Annotated in this window: 30 protein-coding genes and 1 tRNA gene; 13 read left to right on the plus strand and 18 right to left on the minus strand. The window is 33.5% G+C overall.

All coding sequences use genetic code 11. The annotated features are described in order from the left end of the window. The first annotated feature begins 182 nt into the window (after window positions 1-182). Window positions 183-1,232, plus strand: coding sequence for an ABC transporter permease (locus C6989_RS06820; protein ID WP_148704168.1), 1,050 nt, complete (start codon window positions 183-185; stop codon window positions 1,230-1,232). Continuing rightward, window positions 1,229-2,596: an ABC transporter permease gene (locus tag C6989_RS06825; RefSeq protein ID WP_148703525.1), complete on the plus strand. Its 1,368-nt coding sequence runs from the start codon at window positions 1,229-1,231 to the stop codon at window positions 2,594-2,596. Before C6989_RS06820 ends, C6989_RS06825 begins: the two co-directional genes overlap by 4 nt. On the opposite strand, the gene C6989_RS06830 is transcribed toward C6989_RS06825, so the two are convergent. The 4 genes from C6989_RS06830 to C6989_RS06845 all read right to left on the minus strand — a co-directional run bounded on the left by C6989_RS06830 (window position 2,597) and on the right by C6989_RS06845 (window position 5,024). Next, window positions 2,597-2,908 carry a hypothetical protein gene (locus C6989_RS06830; RefSeq protein ID WP_148703526.1) on the minus strand — a complete coding sequence of 104 codons (312 nt, stop codon included), beginning with the start codon at window positions 2,906-2,908 and terminating at the stop codon, window positions 2,597-2,599. A 5-nt stretch (window positions 2,909-2,913) separates the two neighbouring features. Further along, window positions 2,914-3,171, minus strand: coding sequence for a hypothetical protein (locus C6989_RS06835; RefSeq protein ID WP_237087637.1), 258 nt, complete (start codon window positions 3,169-3,171; stop codon window positions 2,914-2,916). Window positions 3,172-3,313: 142 nt separating this feature from the next. Continuing rightward, window positions 3,314-3,712: a Mov34/MPN/PAD-1 family protein gene (locus tag C6989_RS06840; RefSeq protein ID WP_148703527.1), complete on the minus strand. Its 399-nt coding sequence runs from the start codon at window positions 3,710-3,712 to the stop codon at window positions 3,314-3,316. Between the two features lie 31 nt (window positions 3,713-3,743). Then, window positions 3,744-5,024: an exonuclease SbcC gene (locus C6989_RS06845; protein ID WP_148703528.1), complete on the minus strand. Its 1,281-nt coding sequence runs from the start codon at window positions 5,022-5,024 to the stop codon at window positions 3,744-3,746. Window positions 5,025-5,097: 73 nt separating this feature from the next. On the opposite strand from C6989_RS06845, the gene C6989_RS06850 reads away from it, so the two are divergent. Further along, window positions 5,098-5,559 carry an SRPBCC family protein gene (locus tag C6989_RS06850; RefSeq protein WP_148703529.1) on the plus strand — a complete coding sequence of 154 codons (462 nt, stop codon included), beginning with the start codon at window positions 5,098-5,100 and terminating at the stop codon, window positions 5,557-5,559. A 62-nt stretch (window positions 5,560-5,621) separates the two neighbouring features. Further along, entirely contained in the window at window positions 5,622-5,954 is a 333-nt protein-coding gene (locus C6989_RS06855) for a hypothetical protein (RefSeq protein ID WP_182126828.1), read from the plus strand. 148 nt (window positions 5,955-6,102) lie between these two features. On the opposite strand, the gene C6989_RS06860 is transcribed toward C6989_RS06855, so the two are convergent. From C6989_RS06860 to C6989_RS06895, 8 genes are all read right to left on the minus strand, one after another. Next, a complete protein-coding gene (locus tag C6989_RS06860; RefSeq protein ID WP_182126744.1) occupies window positions 6,103-6,480 on the minus strand; it encodes a hypothetical protein in 378 nt (125 codons plus the stop codon). A 62-nt stretch (window positions 6,481-6,542) separates the two neighbouring features. Next, entirely contained in the window at window positions 6,543-6,719 is a 177-nt protein-coding gene (locus C6989_RS06865; protein ID WP_182126745.1) for a hypothetical protein, read from the minus strand. Window positions 6,720-6,741: 22 nt separating this feature from the next. Next, entirely contained in the window at window positions 6,742-6,975 is a 234-nt protein-coding gene (locus C6989_RS06870; protein WP_148703531.1) for an Lrp/AsnC ligand binding domain-containing protein, read from the minus strand. Between the two features lie 52 nt (window positions 6,976-7,027). Then, the gene (locus C6989_RS06875) at window positions 7,028-7,675 is read right to left on the minus strand and encodes a nitroreductase family protein (protein WP_148703532.1); all 648 of its coding nucleotides are present in this window, start codon (window positions 7,673-7,675) and stop codon (window positions 7,028-7,030) included. Window positions 7,676-7,713: 38 nt separating this feature from the next. After that, entirely contained in the window at window positions 7,714-7,899 is a 186-nt protein-coding gene (locus tag C6989_RS06880; protein WP_148703533.1) for a hypothetical protein, read from the minus strand. A 114-nt stretch (window positions 7,900-8,013) separates the two neighbouring features. Then, the gene (locus C6989_RS06885; RefSeq protein WP_192827840.1) at window positions 8,014-8,169 is read right to left on the minus strand and encodes a hypothetical protein; all 156 of its coding nucleotides are present in this window, start codon (window positions 8,167-8,169) and stop codon (window positions 8,014-8,016) included. Between the two features lie 93 nt (window positions 8,170-8,262). Then, complete coding sequence (locus C6989_RS06890) at window positions 8,263-8,544, minus strand: AlbA family DNA/RNA-binding protein (protein ID WP_148703534.1); 282 nt, start codon at window positions 8,542-8,544, stop codon at window positions 8,263-8,265. A 134-nt stretch (window positions 8,545-8,678) separates the two neighbouring features. Next, window positions 8,679-8,807, minus strand: a complete 129-nt coding sequence (locus C6989_RS06895) for a CxxC-x17-CxxC domain-containing protein (RefSeq protein WP_148703535.1) — start codon at window positions 8,805-8,807, stop codon at window positions 8,679-8,681. Window positions 8,808-9,053: 246 nt separating this feature from the next. On the opposite strand from C6989_RS06895, the gene C6989_RS06900 reads away from it, so the two are divergent. After that, on the plus strand, window positions 9,054-9,305 hold the full coding sequence (locus C6989_RS06900) for a histone (RefSeq protein WP_148703536.1): 252 nt from the start codon (window positions 9,054-9,056) through the stop codon (window positions 9,303-9,305). Window positions 9,306-9,465: 160 nt separating this feature from the next. Here C6989_RS06900 and C6989_RS06905 read toward each other — a convergent pair. Next, window positions 9,466-9,547 (minus strand) — tRNA-Ser (locus C6989_RS06905). 40 nt (window positions 9,548-9,587) lie between these two features. Continuing rightward, complete coding sequence (locus tag C6989_RS06910; RefSeq protein ID WP_148703537.1) at window positions 9,588-9,851, minus strand: hypothetical protein; 264 nt, start codon at window positions 9,849-9,851, stop codon at window positions 9,588-9,590. A gap of 101 nt (window positions 9,852-9,952) precedes the next feature. Between C6989_RS06910 and fen the strand changes: the two genes are divergently transcribed. Next, a complete protein-coding gene (gene fen / locus C6989_RS06915) occupies window positions 9,953-10,975 on the plus strand; it encodes a flap endonuclease-1 (RefSeq protein WP_148703538.1) in 1,023 nt (340 codons plus the stop codon). Window positions 10,976-11,016: 41 nt separating this feature from the next. Next, window positions 11,017-11,541: a PAS domain-containing protein gene (locus tag C6989_RS06920; RefSeq protein WP_148703539.1), complete on the plus strand. Its 525-nt coding sequence runs from the start codon at window positions 11,017-11,019 to the stop codon at window positions 11,539-11,541. 3 nt (window positions 11,542-11,544) lie between these two features. Here C6989_RS06920 and acs read toward each other — a convergent pair whose 3' ends face one another. Both acs and C6989_RS06930 read right to left on the minus strand, forming a co-directional pair. Further along, window positions 11,545-13,461: an acetate--CoA ligase gene (gene acs, locus C6989_RS06925; protein WP_182126746.1), complete on the minus strand. Its 1,917-nt coding sequence runs from the start codon at window positions 13,459-13,461 to the stop codon at window positions 11,545-11,547. Between the two features lie 54 nt (window positions 13,462-13,515). Then, window positions 13,516-14,394, minus strand: coding sequence for a CdvA-like protein (locus tag C6989_RS06930; protein WP_148703541.1), 879 nt, complete (start codon window positions 14,392-14,394; stop codon window positions 13,516-13,518). Between the two features lie 133 nt (window positions 14,395-14,527). Here C6989_RS06930 and C6989_RS06935 point away from each other — a divergent pair, with 133 nt between their 5' ends. From C6989_RS06935 to C6989_RS06955, 5 genes are all read left to right on the plus strand, one after another. Then, on the plus strand, window positions 14,528-14,821 hold the full coding sequence (locus C6989_RS06935; RefSeq protein ID WP_148703542.1) for a hypothetical protein: 294 nt from the start codon (window positions 14,528-14,530) through the stop codon (window positions 14,819-14,821). Window positions 14,822-14,853: 32 nt separating this feature from the next. After that, window positions 14,854-16,470 carry an FAD-dependent thymidylate synthase gene (locus C6989_RS06940; RefSeq protein WP_148703543.1) on the plus strand — a complete coding sequence of 539 codons (1,617 nt, stop codon included), beginning with the start codon at window positions 14,854-14,856 and terminating at the stop codon, window positions 16,468-16,470. Window positions 16,471-16,505: 35 nt separating this feature from the next. Continuing rightward, window positions 16,506-16,913 (plus strand): peptide-methionine (R)-S-oxide reductase MsrB, encoded by a 408-nt coding sequence (msrB, locus tag C6989_RS06945; RefSeq protein ID WP_182126747.1) that lies wholly within the window; start codon window positions 16,506-16,508, stop codon window positions 16,911-16,913. Window positions 16,914-17,005: 92 nt separating this feature from the next. Continuing rightward, on the plus strand, window positions 17,006-18,016 hold the full coding sequence (locus tag C6989_RS06950; RefSeq protein WP_148703545.1) for a homoserine dehydrogenase: 1,011 nt from the start codon (window positions 17,006-17,008) through the stop codon (window positions 18,014-18,016). Next, window positions 18,013-18,489 carry a PUA domain-containing protein gene (locus tag C6989_RS06955; RefSeq protein WP_182126748.1) on the plus strand — a complete coding sequence of 159 codons (477 nt, stop codon included), beginning with the start codon at window positions 18,013-18,015 and terminating at the stop codon, window positions 18,487-18,489. Before C6989_RS06950 ends, C6989_RS06955 begins: the two co-directional genes overlap by 4 nt. 5 nt (window positions 18,490-18,494) lie before the next feature. On the opposite strand, the gene C6989_RS06960 is transcribed toward C6989_RS06955, so the two are convergent. Continuing rightward, window positions 18,495-19,091: an Ntn hydrolase family protein gene (locus C6989_RS06960; RefSeq protein WP_237087638.1), complete on the minus strand. Its 597-nt coding sequence runs from the start codon at window positions 19,089-19,091 to the stop codon at window positions 18,495-18,497. Window positions 19,092-19,186: 95 nt separating this feature from the next. On the opposite strand from C6989_RS06960, the gene C6989_RS06965 reads away from it, so the two are divergent. Continuing rightward, on the plus strand, window positions 19,187-19,606 hold the full coding sequence (locus C6989_RS06965) for a DoxX family protein (RefSeq protein ID WP_148703547.1): 420 nt from the start codon (window positions 19,187-19,189) through the stop codon (window positions 19,604-19,606). Here C6989_RS06965 and C6989_RS06970 read toward each other — a convergent pair. Further along, window positions 19,603-20,955: a M20/M25/M40 family metallo-hydrolase gene (locus C6989_RS06970; protein ID WP_148703548.1), complete on the minus strand. Its 1,353-nt coding sequence runs from the start codon at window positions 20,953-20,955 to the stop codon at window positions 19,603-19,605. The two genes, C6989_RS06965 and C6989_RS06970, sit on opposite strands and share 4 nt — an antisense overlap.

Genomic DNA, 20,955 nt, shown 5'->3' on the forward strand with positions numbered 1-20,955 from the left:
TTATAATTTTTTAGAGTAATATTTTCATAAAATCTTAAATAATGTTAACACCATAGTACAATGACGAGAGGCCTGCTTTTCTGCCCAGAATATATGCCTAGAGTTCGTTTCACTCTCGTCAAATTGTACAAGTTAATTTTCAAATGATTATAAACTAATTTTCATATCCGTGATTATTGAGTATGAAAAGATATGTTGCCACACGTTTGGCAACAATGTTTGGGGTTCTAATGATTACATTGCTAATTACAATTGCATTAGTTGGCTCAAATATGGACACCATTCTCAAACAAGGAATAGTGTTTCAGGTAAGATCAGAGATAACTGAAAATCCAGCAATTGTTGAAAGTTTTTCATCTGTTGATGAGTTTGAGGAGTTTATACAAAATCAAATTGATCAAAGAACCAAAGTTTTAGGATTAGATGAACCATGGTATTCACCACAAAGAATAGGATTTACAATGTACAAAATTTTGCTTTTAGATTTTGGTCATGCCACATTTCTTACTAGTGATGTAGGGTCATCAGATGTAAAAGATATCATATTTGAGAAACTTCCAAGAACGATTCTTCTATTTACGACAGCCACCATAATAATTTCAATAATTGGGATTTTCTTAGGATCATTATCTGCAAGTAAAGTGGGTTCAATTATAGACAGAATTACATCTAGTTTTGCAATTATTAGTTCTAGTTTTCCGGTATGGTGGATAGGAATGCTAATGATATTTCTATTTGCATTCACATATCAAATATTTCCAGCAAGAGCAACACCAGACATTCCTACAACAGATCCAGAATACATTGGTTCGTTGTTATACCACATGGCATTGCCACTAATTACAATTGTAATGATTGGATTTGGATCATGGGCATATTTGGTAAGAAATTTCATGGTAGGAATTATGCAAGAAGATTTTATCATGGCAAAAAGGACAATTGGAATAAAACAAAAAAAGATAATATACATACACGCACTAAAAAATGCAGCACCCCCCATTGTTACAATTTTAGCTCTTAGTCTATCAGGTTCTCTAGGAGGGGCAATAATTACAGAAGCAGTATTTGATTGGCCCGGAATGGGCAGATTATATTTTGAGGCAATAACAGTTATGGACTTGCCTGTAATAATCGGAGCCACATACATCCTAACAGTATTCTTTCTAGTCAGTATATTTATCGCAGATTTACTGTATGGGTACTTTGATCCGAGGGTGAGAACTGGTCAATGAGTAGCATAACCCCCCAAGAAATAAAGCAAGAATTTCTAAAAAGCAAAATAGGAATTGCAGGAATTGCCATTCTCAGTATTCTTATTGCAATATCAATTATTGCCATAATTGCCATTCCAGTTGAGACATTTCAAGAATGGAACAATCCTGGAAACTGGATCCTGTATCCCAAAGTCGCAATTCCTATTTGGGTAAATATTTTCATGACTGAAAAAATTCCTGAACATAAAATTCTTGAAAACCCAACCATCCAAACTAATTCTGAAGGTGAAATTAATTTATCATCACATAAATTTGGAATTGATTTTGACTATGAGTTTTTTCCAAATGACTTTATCTATGTTTTTTCATCAGAATATTCTGAATCAGTGTTATTACAAATGTCAGTTATTAGACCTGACGGAATAAAATTAGAACTGATATCAACATCATTGCCACATTCTAATTCAAAAACAATTCATACAGAAAGGATCTTTTCAACAGATGAAGCAATAAAGAAAAATTTGTTTTTGCAATCAGAAATATTTGATTTTAGTTTAGAAAGATTATCAGCTGAAGACATTGTATTTTCAAAAACTAAAACAAACGAACCACTCAAAGGAAAATATATTTTTTCAATCGATACATATTCTATTAATTCAGAGATTAAGACTCACGAATCCAAATTGATTATTGGTGGCAAAGCATTTGGAATGATGGGAACAGATGAATTAAGACGTGATCTTGCCATAGGATTGCTATGGGGAACCCCACTGGCATTATTCATCGGATTAGTTGTATCTATTGCGTCAGTAATTATGGGATTATTGTATGGAGTTTATGCAGGATTCAAGGGCAAAAAAACAGATGAAGTGATGATGCGCTTTAATGATGTCATATACGCATTGCCAGCACTACCATTTCTCATTATTTTATCAGTTACAATTAGCAACAGCATATTTGTTCTAGTAGGATTTTTGATGATTTTTGGATGGGTAGGCATTGCAAAAGTTGCCAGAAGCATGTCATTACAAATCAAAACTAGAGGATATGTAGATGCTGCAAATATGATGGGACAAAAAAATTCCAAAATTGTACTCAAACATATCTTGCCTCAATTACTGCCCTATGCATTTGCAAGTATTGCAATATCAGTACCTGCGGCAATTACTACAGAGGCCGGTTTGAGTTTCTTGGGGTTAGGCGATCCATCATTTCCAACATGGGGGCATATTCTTCACGATGCAAATACATTTGGTGCTGCAGCAAGAGGATTGTGGTGGTGGATAATGCCGCCAGGAGTAATGATTGCAATTGCAGGTCTGGCATTTGTGTTTATAGGAAACGCATTGGATGCTATTGTCAATCCAAAACTAAAAAGATGATTAAAAATAATTTCTAATTGTATCTACTGCAGATTCATTAAGTTTGATTGTATAAGTTTTAGAATTTGGATCAGTCTCTTTTGTTTGAGCTAAAATTTCAGTAAATTTTGTTTTTTCTTCCTCAGTGGCTCCAGCTTCATGAGTACAAAGATTGAAAGCTTTGAGATTAAGATTATTCTTTAGCAAATATGCTATGAATTTCTTATACTCTTCAGGATTTGTCCAATCTTTGTTTTTTTCTCCACACGCAATGATCCAGACATCCACAGAATTATGAAAAATTACTTTTTGACGAATTTCATCAAGAGACATTTTTTCTAAAAGTCAGCACGTTGCATCTTAGAACCACATCTTGGACAAGACCCACCTTTGTGTTTGTTGTTACATACAAGACATACATAACGAACACCGCCAGAACCACCTTGTGAACCCATTCCAAAGAATCCACCACCAGTTCCAGAATCACTGCCACCATAACCTCTCATACGGTTCATGTAGCGTCGTCTCAAAATTAGCGGAAATGCGATAAATATTGCAAGGGCAGCACCTAAACCATATGGGAAGGGCAAGACCATCTGCAAACCAATGCTGATTGCAAGGGATGCAAATAAGAATATCAAATAAGTTTTGTAATTAAACAATTCATTAAAAGTACCTTCAAAAAGGTTATAAAGTTTTGTTAATTTTTTTAAAATTTAACTAGAGTTTTAAGAATAATTATTTTATTGAAATTGGAATGGCATTACCACTGCTATCCCATGCAAAAACAGAATCATCAGAATAGGGGGATTTCACGATGATTGAAACAAGCCCAAAGAAATTATGAAGATCAGTTACCGAGGGTTCAGCAGAACCGCTAGGATGAGAATGAACAATTCCAACATAACTCATATCAAATGGTAAGAATGAATGAGGAAACCCTGCAAATGTAGGCCCAGTGTAATTGAAAGGGGGAATTACAAGTCCATCAATCTTAATTTCGCCATTTTTTGATTTTCCTTTAAGAATCAAAATTCCTTCATTAGGATGTTTCATCTGACAATAAGATAAAATGCTATCAAGAACATCTTTTTCAAGTATCACTTTTCGCTCAAATTTTTTCCTTTTGAATAACACAAGAATGCTAGAGTTTTGAACTAATTTAATTTTAAGACATCAAAACCGTATATTTTGTGTTAGAGAATGAACGCAGTTTTTTCTCTATTTCAGAGACGAGTTGGGGCAGGGTAGAATCAATCTCGTCAATTTCACCTTGAAATGTTTCAGATTTTAGTTCCAAATCATCCTTTAACTCAGAAGTTTTTGCAAGCTCAGTTTCTAATGCAGTTAATTTTTCAGAACGAAGTGAGTTCAGATCATCTTGCATTTTTTTATATTTTTGATAGTACTCAGATACCTTTGAAATAAACCCATCTAATGTTTCTTCAGTTTCAGTAATTTGAGAAAAGGTCTTTTCAGTATCTTTAACAGATATTGAACCTGAAGCAATTCCCTTTCTGACATTTTCTAAAATCAAAATTATTGAATCTCTGTTTTCAGGAATTAGTACATCAAAAGGATCATTTACTAATTGTGTTAGTATATTTTTTTGGTCTTTATCTAAAGATGAAGCGTATTCATATCTTCCAAGAGGTCTAGATATTTTTGTAAATTGGAAATTGATTTCATCTTTGATTCTTGATTTTTGGTTTTCAAATGACTCTAGTAGTTTTTTTGATTCAATGTATTTTTTATAATTATCAGAAGATTTGATTTCTTCAATTGATTTTTGTAATGAGACAATATGTTCTTTAGTAGATTCCAACTCATTGTGAGTATCAATAATTTTTTGAGTTTTTTCTATTTTTTTTGATTTTAATTTATCAATTTGTTTCAAAGTGTTTAAAATTTCTTCAGAAGTCAACTTTGTATTTTCAAAGTTTTGAAGAATGTCATGAATCTCAGAGTGATTCTGGTTCATCACTTCTAAACTATCTTTTAATTGAGCTGCATATTTTTTGGCAAAAATATGGATGATTCTAGTTTGACGACCCAGTACATCACCCACTTTTTTTAGAATTTGATTTAAAGAGACATCTAGTTTTTTTGCATCATCAATAGAAGATATTTCAGGAAGGGGTACCACTCCCTTTTTTATTATGTCAATAACCTGCTTTTTACCTCGAACCACAATGATTGCAAGATGCTTATCAATATCATCAACATTTAGTGTGTCTTTTTCTAGTTTGTCTCCAATTTTGATTAAATCGTCAATTAATGGGGCAGTGCCATTTCTAAGATGTTTTATTTCAGAGATAGTTTGAGATTCTCTTAATTTCGCTAAATCAGCCACAATTTTTTTTACATCAGATAAAGGAATCTCTTTTGTTTGAGTAATATCCTCTACAGGTTTCTCTTCTTGCTTCTTTTTTCCCCATCCAAAGACCATTTGATGATATTTGCTAAAGGGGATTAAAAATGGTTGTACAAAATTTAAAAATCACAAGATTTGAGTCCCACATATGGCAAAAATTCAAAAAAAATCATTTCATACAGGCACGGTAAAAAAAACAATAAAGATCAAGGCATCAAATCATAAAGTTTGGAGGAAAATTAGCAATATTGTTGGGCTTCCCACATGGCTAGTAGATGTAAAAGATACAGTATATCTTTCTAAAAAGAAAAAAGGAGTGGGTGCAATACGATTAATCACTTTTGCTGATGGTAATGAAATAGAAGAGCATGTAGTAGCATGGAAAACTGGAGAATATTTTACATATATTGCCACAGAAGGATTGCCACTTAGAGCATATGTTGCAACAATATCAATCAAACCAAAATCAAAAAATCTTGTGGAGTTAACATGGGAATCATATATCAATAGTAAAAAAATGACAGAAAAACAATTCACAGATTTTCTTGTATTCATGGGTTCATTTTATGAGGCATCATTAGAAAATCTCAAAGCACTGTTAGAAAAATAACACCAGAGTATTTTTAGGTTAAAATGTAAATACTGTAAATCATAAAAAGTACTATGAGCGATATGCGATTTATCCTTATTGGGATAGGTCTTACTTTTGCAGGATTTCTTGTCTTAGGTGTAATGGGATCACAGTACCAGGCTGCAACTTTTGAATCAGACGAATTTGGAACATGTTATGAATATTTTGAAGACAAACCCCCACAAGAGATTAATTGTTCATTTAAGATAATGGACCAAACTGTTTTCTTTGGATTGGTAATCGGATTACTTGGTGCAGGAGTAATTGCCCTAATAAAGGGAGTAAGAGGAGATTGGGACAGGAAAGTAAAACCCGAGGACATAGTAGGTCCAGGTAATACAGAAAACGAGGATTCAGAGAGAAAACAAGATTAAGAAGTTTTTTTAGATTTTATTTTTTCATACTCATTAAACTCATCTTCTTCTAATCTTTGAAAGTATATTTCTTCATATGGCATTTTTATAATTATATAATATCCAAATTTACTTTTAAGCTTAAAGAACAATTTGTACTAGTCTAGGCTCAAGATGACTCTATGATTTGTTTCATATTTTGAACCATTTCTCCAATCTCATCTACTCTTTGATTGAATTGTTTATCTGTTATCTCATCAGGTTTATTCAGAGTAATCATTATTTCAGAATATTCATCATTTGAAATAACTCTCATAGGAACATCCCATACAGATTCTTCATCGATGAATTTATGGTCCAAAATTCCAAGGGATTTATTTTCGTTGAATTTCAGTTTGGATTTTCCATGAGGTCCAGTAAATGACCACCATCCATCTTCATTGATTTTTGCATCAGGCATCATTTTAGGAGGAAGCTGCAAGATTGCATCAAATGTATCGCCAGTCTTTTTCTTTACAGTGATACTAATAGTCCTAGATCTTGACACGATATAAAATCGAATTAATGATTAAAAAGGATATAGTAGTAATAAGACGTATTATATGAAATCTATTTATTCAAAAACTCTTTAATTTTTTTCAAATTTTCAACATTTGATTCATGAAACATCACCATTGATTCTGCAACAGAGTTTGGTAAAACTGTTTTGAGGTTTTTGACTAATTCATCACCACTAGAAATCATATTATCAATGAGTTTATCTATCTCATTTTTTTCGTCGACCATCTAAATCAAGATGGGCCTAATCTTAATTATCTTTTTTTATGAGGGTTGCAGTAGAACGAACTTTGTCTAATTTTTGAATATTCCATGAAACAATTTCCCTGATCTTCTCAAAATTCTCTGCCTGTAATTTTACTAGCATATCATGAGTTCCAATAGTTTCAAAAACATCTGCGACTTGTTCAATCTCTTTGAGTTTTTCGATTATTTCAGTCTCTGCACCCAACTCACAATTTAACATCACATAAGCATCAGTCATGAATCTAACAAATTGTTTTGATTATTTAAAGATGAATAATTTTAGGAGGAGCTTACCATGTAACATGAACCAAGTCCTTGAGATTTCGTCTTGGTTTTGGGAATTTGGTTTGTTGAGGATATCCGATACATAATACGGAGGAAGGAACTAAATCAGTCCCAATTACATCCATCACTTTTTGCTCATCAAACATGCCAATCCAAATTGAACTCAAACCCAAAGCTTGTGCTGCCAATTGGGAGTAGCCTGCAGCCAAAGTAGCATCTTGAATGGCAAATTTCTTTAAAACATATTCAGGAAAATCAAATTTTACTCTAGAGGGGTTTTTGCAAAAAACCAACACGACTGGAGCATCGACATAAGGTTGTTTGTTACATGCCTCAACTAGTTGTTTTTTCTTTTCAGGGCTTTTTACATAAAAAATTTCAAACCCCTGATAGTTACCAGCTGTAGGAGCAGTATCAGCTGCTGCAATAATTTTATCAATTTTTGCAGTCTCAACAGGTTTATCTAAAAACTTTCTTGTCGAACGTCTTTTTGCCATAACAGCAAACAAGTCAGTATCAACGACTTCAGTGGGTCCTGATTTTAAAATGAAATTAATTAATTGATTTCGGACATTTGGATCCGTCTTTTCAGGTGTTACATGTGGCTCATAACCTAAAGGATAAATTTTCTCTTCTTTTACATCAGGGCCCATAAACAATGTAGAGAAAATAAGTATTAAAGAATTTGAAGTTACTCTGCTTCAAATTTGTCACAACCAGAAGTACAGGGTTTATTCATTACACCTTCACATTTGCCTGCAGCATCATGCATGATTCTATGGTGTCCACATATCTTGCATTTTTCTCGAAAATGAGAAATTAATTCAGCAGTAGAAATTTCTGATTTTTGAATCTTTAATTCAATATCTTCAACCATATGGATCATCTTCTAAAGTACTTTAAAAATTGATTCTAATTTCTGGCCAAATGTTACATAGACAAAACATGAAAAAATCATTAGGTAATATAGTTAAGAAAAAAACAAGGGGGATTATTCTTTATAATGGACAATCAAAGAATTATCCATAACAGGCATCACAGCAATAACATTTTCACCTTTTTCAGCTAAAAAGTCATTTACTACATCTTGAAGATACACTCCTTGAGAAAGAGTCTTTGTTTCAAAATAGCGAATCTTATGAATCATTGTAACATGAATATTATTTTCAATGCTATTATACTTTGAAAAACATACCAAAAAAATCTTAGGTAAAATCAGACAAATTAAAATTAATTTTACTTATTTTGCTTTCTTTGAAATTGGAATTTCAATTGTTGAAACATCTCTTTTTCGTCCATCTTGAGATTCAAGAGATTCAGAATTAATTTTAACACATCCGACTTCAAACACATTTGTTTTTTTCAAAAGGACTTGAGTGACATCAACTGCCAAGCCAATACTCATTCCTCTAGCTTTAATGGTAATAGAGTCAAGTGATGCTAATTGAATTATTGCAGAAGTAACGTATGACATTAGAGGTTTCTTTCCAATGAAAATCGTGTCAGTAGTATTATCTAACATGTAAAATGGCAATTTTTACCTCATTTAAACCGAGTACACACGTGCAGTCACAAATCTTAATTAATAAAAAAATTTGAGAGTTATCTAAAAATAATCAAGTTCAAAGTTAATCAAACGAAACTAATCTAAATCTTCTACTTTCTGTGTTTTGGTAAACATTCTTTGCAATATACTGGTCTGCCTTCTTTTGGTTCAAATGGAACCTCAGAATCTTTTCCGCAGTCAGCACATGTACATTTGTACATTTTTCTGTCTTGTGACATAATTCAAACTACAGTCTTGCCTATAATAACATCCGTATTTGGACAAAAATGTGAAATCATATCAAAAAGTAAATTTTTAGAAATATTAAATCATAAAAATTAACTGATTATTGAATAATTAAGTAGACTGTTTGAAAATATGGTAATTTTACTGATCCATTCAAGAAAAAAGAATCTAACAGCTATAGAATAGAGTAAAAAAAGTGAACGTATCCTGTATTTGAGCAAGTGAAAAACAAAAAGTTCATGGCACAAACAAAAGCCCAACGTAGTGCTGCAGCACAAAAAGCTGCTAGAACTCGTAAAAGAAATGCAAAACTAAAGGCAGAAGCTGCAGCAAAAACTGCAGCCAAGCGAAAGAGATCAACTGCTGCTAAAAAAAGAGCAGCAGCAAGTGCTCCAAAAAGAAAAACTGCTTCTAGAAAGGCCCCTACAAAAAGAAAGGCCCCAAAAAGAGCAATAAAGAGTACAATAAAATCAAAAGGAAAGAAGCGATAAATGACATTCAATCTTATTCTAGAGCGTTTAGCTAGTCATTATCTAGAAAATGAAGATTATAGAAATTAATTCAATTTTTTCTCTTTTTCTTTTTTTAACTTCAACAAAGGATTGAAATTCAATATAATCATATCCCCCAACAAGGAATACTGCAAAATAACGCCGGGAAAGGGATTCGAACCCCTGCACGCTTGCACGTAGCCGTTTTCGAGACGGCCGCCTTACCACTTGGCTATCCCGGCAATTAATCTAAGATTTTCTCCATAATAAAGCAAATCAGAATTAGAGTTTTTTATCAATATCAAACAGTTCACCATTGAATCTTTTTTTGATTTGTTCTTTGGTTTTGTTCCATTCTTCTTCAGTAATTGTATCTGTAAAAATAGAATGAAATTCAGAAAATTCGATATTCATAATTGAGATGATTTCTTGTTTTTCATACTTAGTTAATGGAAAATATGACGTTATCTTTGAGACATATCCATCAGAATATTTGATTTCAAATATCTTGTCTTCCAGATTGGGTGAGAGTATCAGATTGACCACAATAAAATACAATCAGCATCAACAATAAAATCGATTTTATCTAAAATACCGATCAAATAGAAAAGATAAACACAAAATAGCTTAAAATTTCAATTAAAAATATGGGCTTAAATCTAAAAGACTTGGTTGTAAGGGAGAAAACAACTCTTGAAGCATTTTCAAATAAAGTAATTGCAATTGATGCGTACAATGCAATCTATCAGTTTTTAGCAAGCATTAGAGGTCCAGATGGATTACAACTATCAGATGCAGAAGGCAGGATTACAAGTCATCTTAGCGGTCTTCTTTATAGAAATGTGAATTTCCTATCTTTAGGAATAAAACCAGTATACGTATTTGATGGAAAGCCCCCATCCTTAAAAACTGCGGAAATCGAGCGTAGAAAACAAATCAAAATGGATGCCACAATAAAATATGAAAAAGCCATTGCAGATGGAAACCTAGAAGATGCCAGAAAATATGCTCAGCAAACTACCAGTATGAAAGATGGTATGGTAAAAGAATCAAAACAACTTCTAACATATTTTGGCATACCATACATTGAAGCCCCATCAGAAGGAGAAGCAACTGCAGCTCATCTTACAAACACTGGTCAAGCATACGCCTCTGCAAGTCAAGATTTTGATTCAATTTTATGTGGCGCAAAAAGACTTGTTAGGAATTTTACAAATAGCGGAAGAAGGAAAATACCAAACAAAAACACATACATCGACATCGTTCCAGAAATTATTGAAACACAGAAAACACTAGAATCATTAGAATTAACACGAGAAGAACTTATAGATGTAGGAATTTTAATTGGAACTGATTTTAATCCAAACGGTTTTGAACGAATCGGTCCAAAGACAGCACTAAAGATGATCAAACAACATTCAAGATTAGAAGACATACCTCAAATTCAAGAACAGTTACAAGAAATCGATTTTCAACAAATTCGAGAAATATTTTTGAATCCAGAAGTTGCAGAGATAGATGAAATTATTTTTAACGACATAGACTATGAGGGAATAACTAATTATCTTGTAAAGGAACGAAGTTTTTCTGAAGACAGAGTCAACTCTACATTAAACAGATTAAAAAAAGCATTAGAGAAAAAAAGTCAAAACTTAGATCAGTGGTTTTAACTAGATTGTAATTTAATAACTAGTTGTTACAATTTTAAAAAATGCCACAAACGGAAGCAAGAAAAACACTCAAAGATGCACCAGTAATGTGGAGAAGAATCAACTCTATTGGGGCAATATTAGATTGTAATTCCACATATGCTTCAAATCTAGGATATGCCAAATCCGAGATTTTAGGTAAAACAATCTTTGAACATGTACCTAAAGAAGAATGGGAGACTATGAATAATTCCCTCAAAACATGGTTTGAAACAGGCAAAGTGACAGATAGAAAAATTACCTTTAAAAGACAAGATGGAAGTACATTTCCAGGATTATTGCAAGCCACTAGCCTATATGATGAAAACAAGAATCTTCTTGGAAGTAATACAGTTATTTTTGATTTAACTCAAATGACAGATCAAAAAATTAACGAATATCAAAAATTTTTCAAAGATGCAAATGACAGATTAGATGAGATTAAAGAGAAAGAATACAATGAATTTGACAAAGAATCAAAATCAGAATATGACGGACTAAAAGAGATGTTCAAAATGTTATCTACTATGGACTTAAAAAGTCTTTAACAATTAATCTGAATTTTGTATTGATTTTTGAATCTCATCAAATGCTGTTTGCACTTCAGTAACAGCAGCACCATCTTCCAAAGTACTAACATCACCAATCTTTTCATTATTTCCAATTGCCTTTAATAGTCGTCTCATAATTTTTCCACTTCTTGTTTTTGGTAATTTTGATACAAAGTAGATTTGTTTAGGCGTTGCAATTGCACCAACATCATTTCTAATCTTTTCAAATAGTTCTTTTTCTAAAATTTTTGTGTCAGTGGCAACACCTTGTTTGAGAACAACAAATGCAATTATTACTTCACCTTTTACTTCATCAGGAATCCCACATACGGCAGACTCTGCAACATCATCATGAGACACAATACAGCTCTCAAGTTCTGCAGTTCCAATTCTATGACCTGCTACTTTGAGAACATCATCAGCTCGTCCAAGCAACCACAGATATCCATCAGAATCTTTTAGTGCATAATCACCAGGATAGTAACAGTTTTTGTATTTTGACCAATACACCTTTTTGTATTTTTCATCATCACCCCACAATGTCAAAAGCATCCCAGGCCAGGGGTTTTTGATGACTAGATATCCCTTAGTGTTAGGTGCAACGTCTTCTCCATTTTCATCTACAACTGCAATATTCATACCTGGAATTGGACGAGTTCCAGAACCAGGTTTCAGAGGGATTGTCTCCAGGCCAGGCAAAGGGGAAATTAGCATTCCTCCAGTTTCAGTTTGCCACCAAGTATCAATAATTGGACATTTTTCTTTGCCAATAGTCTTGAAATACCATTTCCATACTTCTGGATTAATTGGTTCGCCAACAGTTCCAAGTAGCCTCAATGAAGAAAGGTCAAATGAATTTGGAATATCATCTCCAAATTTCATAAACATTCGAAGTGCAGTAGGAGTTGTGTAAAAAATAGTTGCGTTGTATTTCTGTAAAATATCCCACATTCTAGATGCATCTGGAAAATCTGGTGCACCTTCATACATAATTTCAGTTGCACCATGTAGCAGTGGAGCATATACAACATAGCTATGGCCTGTCACCCATCCAATGTCAGCAGTACAAAAAAATACATCAGAGTCCTTAATGTCAAATGCCCATTTGAAAGTAGAATAAAGATGAGTTAGGTAACCACCAGTACCATGTAAAACCCCTTTTGGCTTACCAGTAGTTCCCGAAGTGTACAAAATGTAAAGTGGATGTGTGCTTTGTAATTTTTCAGGAGGACATACATCGGATGCATCTTTCAGCAATTCATCCCAAAGTTTGTCTTTGTCTGTTATTGAAATTTCATTTTTTGTTCTTTGCACAACAATTACATTTTCAACAAAATCAAATCCCTGTATTGCCTCATCAACTACCTCTTTTAGTGGCACAATCTTTCCACGTCGATACCCACCATCTGCAGTTACAATGACTTTAGATTTTGAATCATCGACTCTATCTCGAATAGAAGTTGCACTAAATCCTGAAAAGATAACAGTGTGAATAGCACCAATTCTAGCACAAGCCAGCATCGCAATTGGCAATTCAGGAATCATTGGGAGATACAAAGTTACACGATCTCCTTTTTGAACACCTAAAGATTTGAGTGTATTTGAAAATTTTTGAACTTGGGCAAACATTTCCCCATATGTAAGAATTCTAGAATCACCATTTTCACCCTCCCACAATATTGCGGGTCTTTTAGATTTTGAGTTTTGATGGACATCCAACGCATTGTATGAGGCATTAATTGTGCCTCCAACAAACCATTTTGCAAAAGGTGGATGCCAATCCAATGTTTTGGACCAAGGCGAAAACCAACTCAAGTTACGTGCCTGCTTATCCCAAAAGGAGACATAATCAGAGTCAGCATTTAGCCTAGTTTCAGCATCATTATTTCCAAGTCCAATGTTATAGGTCTCAGACATCAAAGAGTGTATGTACTAAGATCTTTCTAAATGTTAAAAAAATAATTAAAAAAATTATTGTGCTTCCATTCTAGCAAGCCAATCATTATCGTTGTTATCTTTTGGAGTTTCTGCTGTCACCTGTTGGGGTGGTTCTGGAAATGCAAATGTTACTTCAGATTCTGTTGGAGGTTCTGGCATAGGGGCTGCCTCAGCTTCAATTGGTTCTGAAGGTGTTTGAACGGGTTCTGTTGGTGCTTCCGGAAGACTTGTTTGAACAACTTGTTGTGGTTCATTTGTCTCCAGATATGAAACGGCGGATTCTTGGATGTCTGGTGTTGGAGGGGCTGTTATTTCTTGCACTTCCAATCCTAAATCTGCAATTCTACTCTTAACATTTGCAATTTCTGCTGTTTCGTGAGTTACATGCTCAATTACCTCAGTTGTGCATGATTTCACAGTTTCAAATGTTTCTTCAGAGATTTCATTGCTCTTGAATTGTACTTTTGCATCAAACAATAACATTTTTGCAGACTTCATTTGTTCATCTAGCTCTGTCAATCTTGCCTCAAGTTTGGCTTTGATTTCACTTTCTGTCTCATCTAATGATACAAGTTTTGACTTGTATTTTTCATGAATGATTTCTGCATCTTCTTTCATGTCATCATTTTCTGAAACAATATCAATCAAGGCCTTTAGACGACGTAGAGTTAGTTGTTTTTCACGAATGAGTCTTTGAGAGTCGAGTCTCCATTTTGGAATGTATATAACAACATCACCTTGAACTACCAGTTGCTCATATTGGATTTGCTGTAATCCTTGAGAACCGCAGTCAATGCCGACGGATTGAATACTACCATCGATGTCAGTTATAGTTCCTGCGACTTTACCCATGAATGTTCCGTACATGTCTTTGACGTTTTTACCGATTATCTCGATATCATCTTGGGTCATGTGAGTAACTTTAGAGATACGTATAACCGACAAAGTGTAAGGAATCTTTTTAGTTTTAGTAAGATTAATTTCACTAACTCAAAAACACGAATTTTATAGTAATTTTAAAATTTAGAGGCCAAATAGTAGGCTCATGATTCAAAGAGAAGAACTAGAGCAGATTTTGAGTTTTGTATCAAATAGATGGACTGAAGTCAGTAGAGAAAAAGAAAGCAAAATCATGGAAAATCTGCCAAGTGACTTTTGGATGAATTCTGTAGGAGGAAAAACTGCCAACGGCGGATTTTGGGTAACAACTTTGATGTATACCGAAAATGAAGCTGATGCAGCTGCATTCAAAGAAGTTCTACTCAGATGGCAAGCTAAGGGTCAAGACAAGGACAAAGACAAAGGACCCGATCTAATTCAAATTGGAAAAAAGAAATAGACTATTAATAATTGAAAATCCTGACAGGAATATTGTCAGAATTTTCATCTAATGAAAAAAAGATTCTATCAGAACATTTTTCAAATACAGATGGAAATGTGTTTGCCATAATTACTCCACAACAAGTTGATCGTGGAGCACTGATGTCAAGATACAGTAGAACAGACAAAAGTATGAGACGAATATTTCTTGATGAGTTTTTGAAAAATAAAAACAGAGGGGAGGAATTTTACAACAGAGTTCTTTTAGAATATGGGGACGACTCTGTTGCAGAACTTGGCGAAGCACAAATTGCAATTGAAGGGTTATCAAACATTGCAGTAAAAAAAATTGAAGATAGAAGAATTGGATTATCATATTTAGAAAAATCATCAAGATATGTTGCATGGAATAAAAAAGAAAATGGAAAATACAGATTTTATCGAGACCCAAAAATTATGAAATCGAGATTTGCAGATAGGTATGAAGAAACATGTAACTTTTCATTTGATGTTTATTCAAAAAATATTGAACCCATGATAAATTATGTGAGAGAAAAATATCCAATTGAAAAATATAGTTTTAAAGATTCTAAGGATGGAAAAGAAAAATCATTTTCTAAATTAAAAAATGAAAATGATATAAAATCAGCAAACATGATTTACAAAGGTTCAACAAAAGCCAAAGCACTAGATATTTTGAGAGGATTACTGCCAGCATCAACTTTGACTAATGTAGGAATTACAGGCAATGGAAGAGCGTTTGAATATTTATTAACAATTTTAGGCTCATCAAATCTCAAAGAAGAGCAAGATTTAGCCTCAAAAATCAAGAAAGAACTAGACAAAATCATCAAATCATTTGTTCGAAGAGCAGATGACAAACATGGAAAAGCGTTTCAGAAATACCTTCGAGATGTAAAAAATAAATCAAAAACAATTTCTGCCAAAGAGATCAAGTCCAAACCAAAAAAAGGTAATAGAACAAAATTAGTAGATTATGAATCAGAGAAAACTGCAATTGATAAAATAATTACCAGTATAATGTATGAACAATCCCCGAGTACATCGTACCAAGACATTTTGCAGCAAGTAAAAAAAATGTCAATTAAAAACAAAACAAAAATTATTGAAGAATTTGCAAAACTTAGAACAAATAGAAGACATAGACCATCACGTGCATTTGAAAATGTATACTATACATTTGATTTGTATAATAATTTTGGAATGTTTAGAGATTTTCACAGACACAGAGCACTAACATTAGAAAGACAGTTACTTACAACAGATCATGGGTATAATATCCCCAGTGAAATTAAGATTCTAGGTATTGAAAAAGACTTTAAAGATTGTATGAATAAAACTAAAGAAACATTTGATAAAATCAGAAAAAAGTATCCAGAACAAGGACAATATGTAGTAAACTTTGCATACAACTATCCCTATTTTATGAAATTTAATCTAAGAGAAGCTTGTCACTTAATTGAACTAAGAACTGTGCCACAAGGACATGTAGATTATAGAAGAGTTGCACAACAAATGTTTACACAAATCAACAAAGTTCATCCGAACTTGAGTAAAATTATGAAGTTTGTAGATATGAAAGAGTATGACTTGGAGAGATTTGAGTCAGAAAAAAGAACAGAAGAAAAAAGAAAGAAGTTGAAATAGAAAAAATTCAAATATTTTAAAAAGGAAAACATATCATGACAGAAAAGATCACAAAAACTACAGAAGAATGGAAAGAACAGTTAACTCCAGAACAATATGAAATTTGCATAAATCATGGTACAGAACCCCCATTTTCAGGAAAATATAACAATTCAAAACTAGAAGGAAAGTTCAAGTGCACTTGCTGTGGAGAAGAGTTGTTCTCATCAGATACAAAGTTTGATTCAGGTTCAGGATGGCCAAGTTTTTGGAAGCCAATTTCAGTAGACAAGATTGAGTATATTTCAGATACATCATATGGAATGGTAAGAACTGAAGTTAATTGTAACAAGTGTGGAGCACACTTAGGACATGTTTTTGATGATGGACCCAAGCCTACAAATCAGAGATACTGTATCAACTCTATTTCATTGAAACATGAAAAAGATGATGAAGAGCAGTAATTTCAAAAATTATTAATAAAACACATTTAATGATAAGAAAATCAAATGAAAAAGAAAATGAGCAACAATCATGGAAAAAGGAATGACGTAATTTGAGGATAATATTATGTGGATTTGGTGTTGTTGGCCAAAGTTTAGTGAAATTATTTGAGTCTAGATCAGAGGACTTGTATGCAAAATACGGACTCAAACCTAGAGTGGTAGGGGTTTTTGATAGTAAGGGAAGTGCTGTCAATTCTTCAGGATTGGAATTAAACAAACTCATTGAGGTAAAGAAGAAATTTGGAACTGTAAAAAATTATGGAGGTACAAAAAATTCAATGTCAGGCATTGATATGCTCAAAAATGTTGAGGCAGATGTTCTGATTGAAACTACTGCTAGTAATTACAAAGATGCAGAGCCAGGAATGACACACATTACAACTGCAATGAAAAAAGGGATGCATGTAATCTCAGTAAACAAAGGACCACTTGCGCTTGCATTTCCATCTCTAATGGAGCTTGCAACATACAACAGGGTTATGTTCAAATTTAGTGGAACAGTAGGCGGCGGAACACCAATTCTAGATTATGCAAAAAACAGTCTTAGTGGTGAAAGAATCACGTCATTTGCAGGCATCCTCAATGGCACTACAAACTACATCCTAACAAACATGGCAACTGGAACATCTTATGAAGATGCACTCAAAGATGCGCAAGACAAAGGATATGTCGAAGCTGACGAGGCATTGGATTTAGATGGTCTTGATGCTGCTGCTAAATTAGTAATTCTGGCTAATTGGATTATGGGAATGAAAGTTACAATGCCAGACATTAATTGTACAGGAATTCGCAAGGTAACAACAGAGGACATCAAAAAAGCTGCCAAAAATAACTGTGCAGTAAAATTAATCGCATCATGCAATAAAGAACTAATTGTTGCACCAAAAGAGATTCCAAATGATGATCCACTTTGTGTAAATGGAACACTAAATGCAATTGCATTTACATCAGAGCATTCAGGGACGCAGACAATAATTGGAAGAGGGGCAGGAGGAATGGAGACTGCTAGTTCCATACTAAGAGATTTGCTAGACATAAGACAAGAGATTGCTAGAACTTGAAGTCAAATTTAATTTCAAAGAGTGAAACATCTGCACTCTTGAAAACAGTTTCAGAACAATGGGGGATTGAATTTCCTAAAATTAAAAATCTCAAAGTACATCAAATTCTAGACAATGCACAAATTATTACAGGTAATGGGATTAAAATTCTAAAAATCAATGACGAGTATCTCCCATTTTTATCAGAAACTAAGATGTTGGAGAGATTTCCAAATGTAACAGTGGACATGGGGGCAGTCAAATTCATGTGTAAAGGTGCAAATCTGATGAGACCAGGAATTAAATCATTTACAGAATTTGAAAAAGATAAACTAGTTTGCATTGTTGAGGAATCTCAACACAAGTTTTTGGCAGTAGGAAAATCAGTGGTGTCAAGTTCAGAACTAGAAAAAATGGATAAAGGTGAAGTTCTAAAAAATCTTCATTATATTTCAGATAAATTCTGGGAAACAGGAAAAACAATTTATGATTAAAAAATTTATTTTATTTCTTCTGTAAATTCTTCAGTACCATCTTTAGTAATGACAAGAACATCCAAGCCATCACCACTAGCAGAATCTCGTAAAGATGCAGCACGTACTGCACGTTTTGCCAAATCAATTGCTTCATCCTTAGTCATGTTTGGCTTAAATTGTGGATCAAGTACGCCTAATGCCATTTCAGCTCCAGTTCCAACTGCAGCATATTCATCAGGAAGAACAGAACCCAAAGGATCAAGAGTATACATAATTGGTTTATCAACAACTCCGCCAACAATTACCTGAGTCAATAACGGAAAGTATCTTCTCTCATACATCATATTTGACATCATTTTAGCGACAGTATTTGGAGGAACATCACGTTTAAGTTCCATTTTTCTAATTTTTGCAAGAGCAGCAATTTGCAATGATAAGATTTGCATATCTGCGACAAGACCAGCACATGTTGCTCCAACTTTAGGAGTTATAGGAAATGTCTTCTTTGTTGTTTTGCTAACAAGAAAGTTTCCAAAAGCGATCCTTTTTTCACTGGCAAAAACTACACCACCATCAAATGTAATTCCAACAGCAGTTGCTCCTGGCATATACATGGACATATTTCAAATAATTTTGCAGCATAATAAAGGGCTTTCTACATTCCACACAGAAATAATAGGAAAAATAGTTATACTGAAAAAAGCTGTTAGAGTGCATGGCTACTAGTGAGATTAGCAAAAGAAGCGTAGTAGACATTTCGTTTATGGGATTACGATCATCAATTGGAGTGATCTTTATTGTTGCAGGCATGTCCAAACTAAGCAATCCAGGATTTGGAGGATTTTTGAGCAGTCTTGGCATGCCAGCAGAGATGCAAGTTCCAATTGCATTAGCAGAATTGATTCCAGGAATTTTGTTAATCATAGGTGTTTTGAGTAGATTATCTGCATCATTATTATCAATAATTATGCTAGGAGCTATTTTCCTTGTAAAGGAAGCTCAAAGTCTAACAGGAGATGGAGGATATCGTATTGATTTGATCTTGTTAGCAGCATGTCTGGTAATTATTGCAGGAGGTCCAGGTAGAGTATCATTATCTCACATTGTGAAAAAATTACCTAGATGTCTTCACTAGTCTTTGCCAAAATTTTCCATAATTATACACATACACTTTGTTGTCTTCTTTAGCAGATCAATTCTTGCAAACTCATTTGGGGAATGAATTCTAGCAAACATGTATGTGCTTCCAATTGCAATGCATGGTGCCTTTAGAACATCAACAAATGAGTACATAGGACCAGTACCAGCATTTGAGACATTGAGAATTGATTTTCCAAAAGACTTGTCTGCAGCCATCTTTACCTGATTTACAAAGGGTTCAGAAGAATCAGTCCTTGCAGCTGCCTCCCCATGAAAAACTTTGATTTTAACATCACCAAATCCTTTGGATTTTAGATGTTTTTTTAATCGCATAATCTGCTTTTTTGGTTCCATTTTTGGAATTAATCTAAAATCAATTTTGACTAATGCCTCGCCAGGAAGAACAGTTTTTGCACCATCCCCAGTATAGCCAGAAACAAATCCGGCGATGTTACATGTTGCATCTCCAACTAGAGCTTTTTTTGCATCCAATCCTTTCTTAGCACCAACAAATGATTTGATGCCAAACTCTTTTTTGAAAACATTTTCATCAAAGGGCTCTTTTTTTATAATTTCTAAATCATTTTTTGAAAGCGGAGACACTTCCTTGTACCAATCTTTAATGAGAATTTTTCCATCAGAGTCTCTAAGGGTTTTTACAGCATCAATTAATCGCCATGCAGGATTTTTTATTAACACTGCCAAGCTGGAGTGGGCATCTCGAATTGATTCTTTTACAGATAATTCAACAAACAGCAATCCCTTCATTCCAAGTCCAATAATAGGTCTGTTTTTTGCATCAACATATCCAAATTCCCAGATAACACCATCGCATGAAAATTTCTTTTTGTATTTTTTCAAATATTCTTCAATATGAGCACTGCCAGTCTCTTCTTCTCCTTCAATTACAAATTTTATGTTACAAGGGACATCACCTGTTGTTTTTAGACAAGCTTCAACTGCTTTGATTCTAGTAATCAATTCACCCTTGTCATCAGTAGCTCCGCGTCCAAAGATTTTGTTTCCTTTACGAGTTCCACTAAATGGAGGAGCATCCCACAGTTCAAATGGTTCTGCAGGTTGGACATCATAATGATTGTAAAACATGAGTGTTTTCTTTGGATTTTGTTTTGATTTTATTTCTCCATAAACAATAGGTGCAACACCTTTTTTTAGTCGTAGAATTTCAGATTTTATTCCAGATTTTTTTAATAATTTTTGCACCAATTTTGCACATTCTTCAATTCCTTCATTTTTTGCAGAAACACTTGGTTGTCTAATCAGGGTTTGAAGATCTGAAATTAAATTTTCCATGTTAGTATCAACATGTTTTAGAGGGTTCAT

This window comes from Nitrosopumilus sp. b2 (assembly GCF_014078535.1).
GTDB lineage: Archaea > Thermoproteota > Nitrososphaeria > Nitrososphaerales > Nitrosopumilaceae > Nitrosopumilus > Nitrosopumilus piranensis.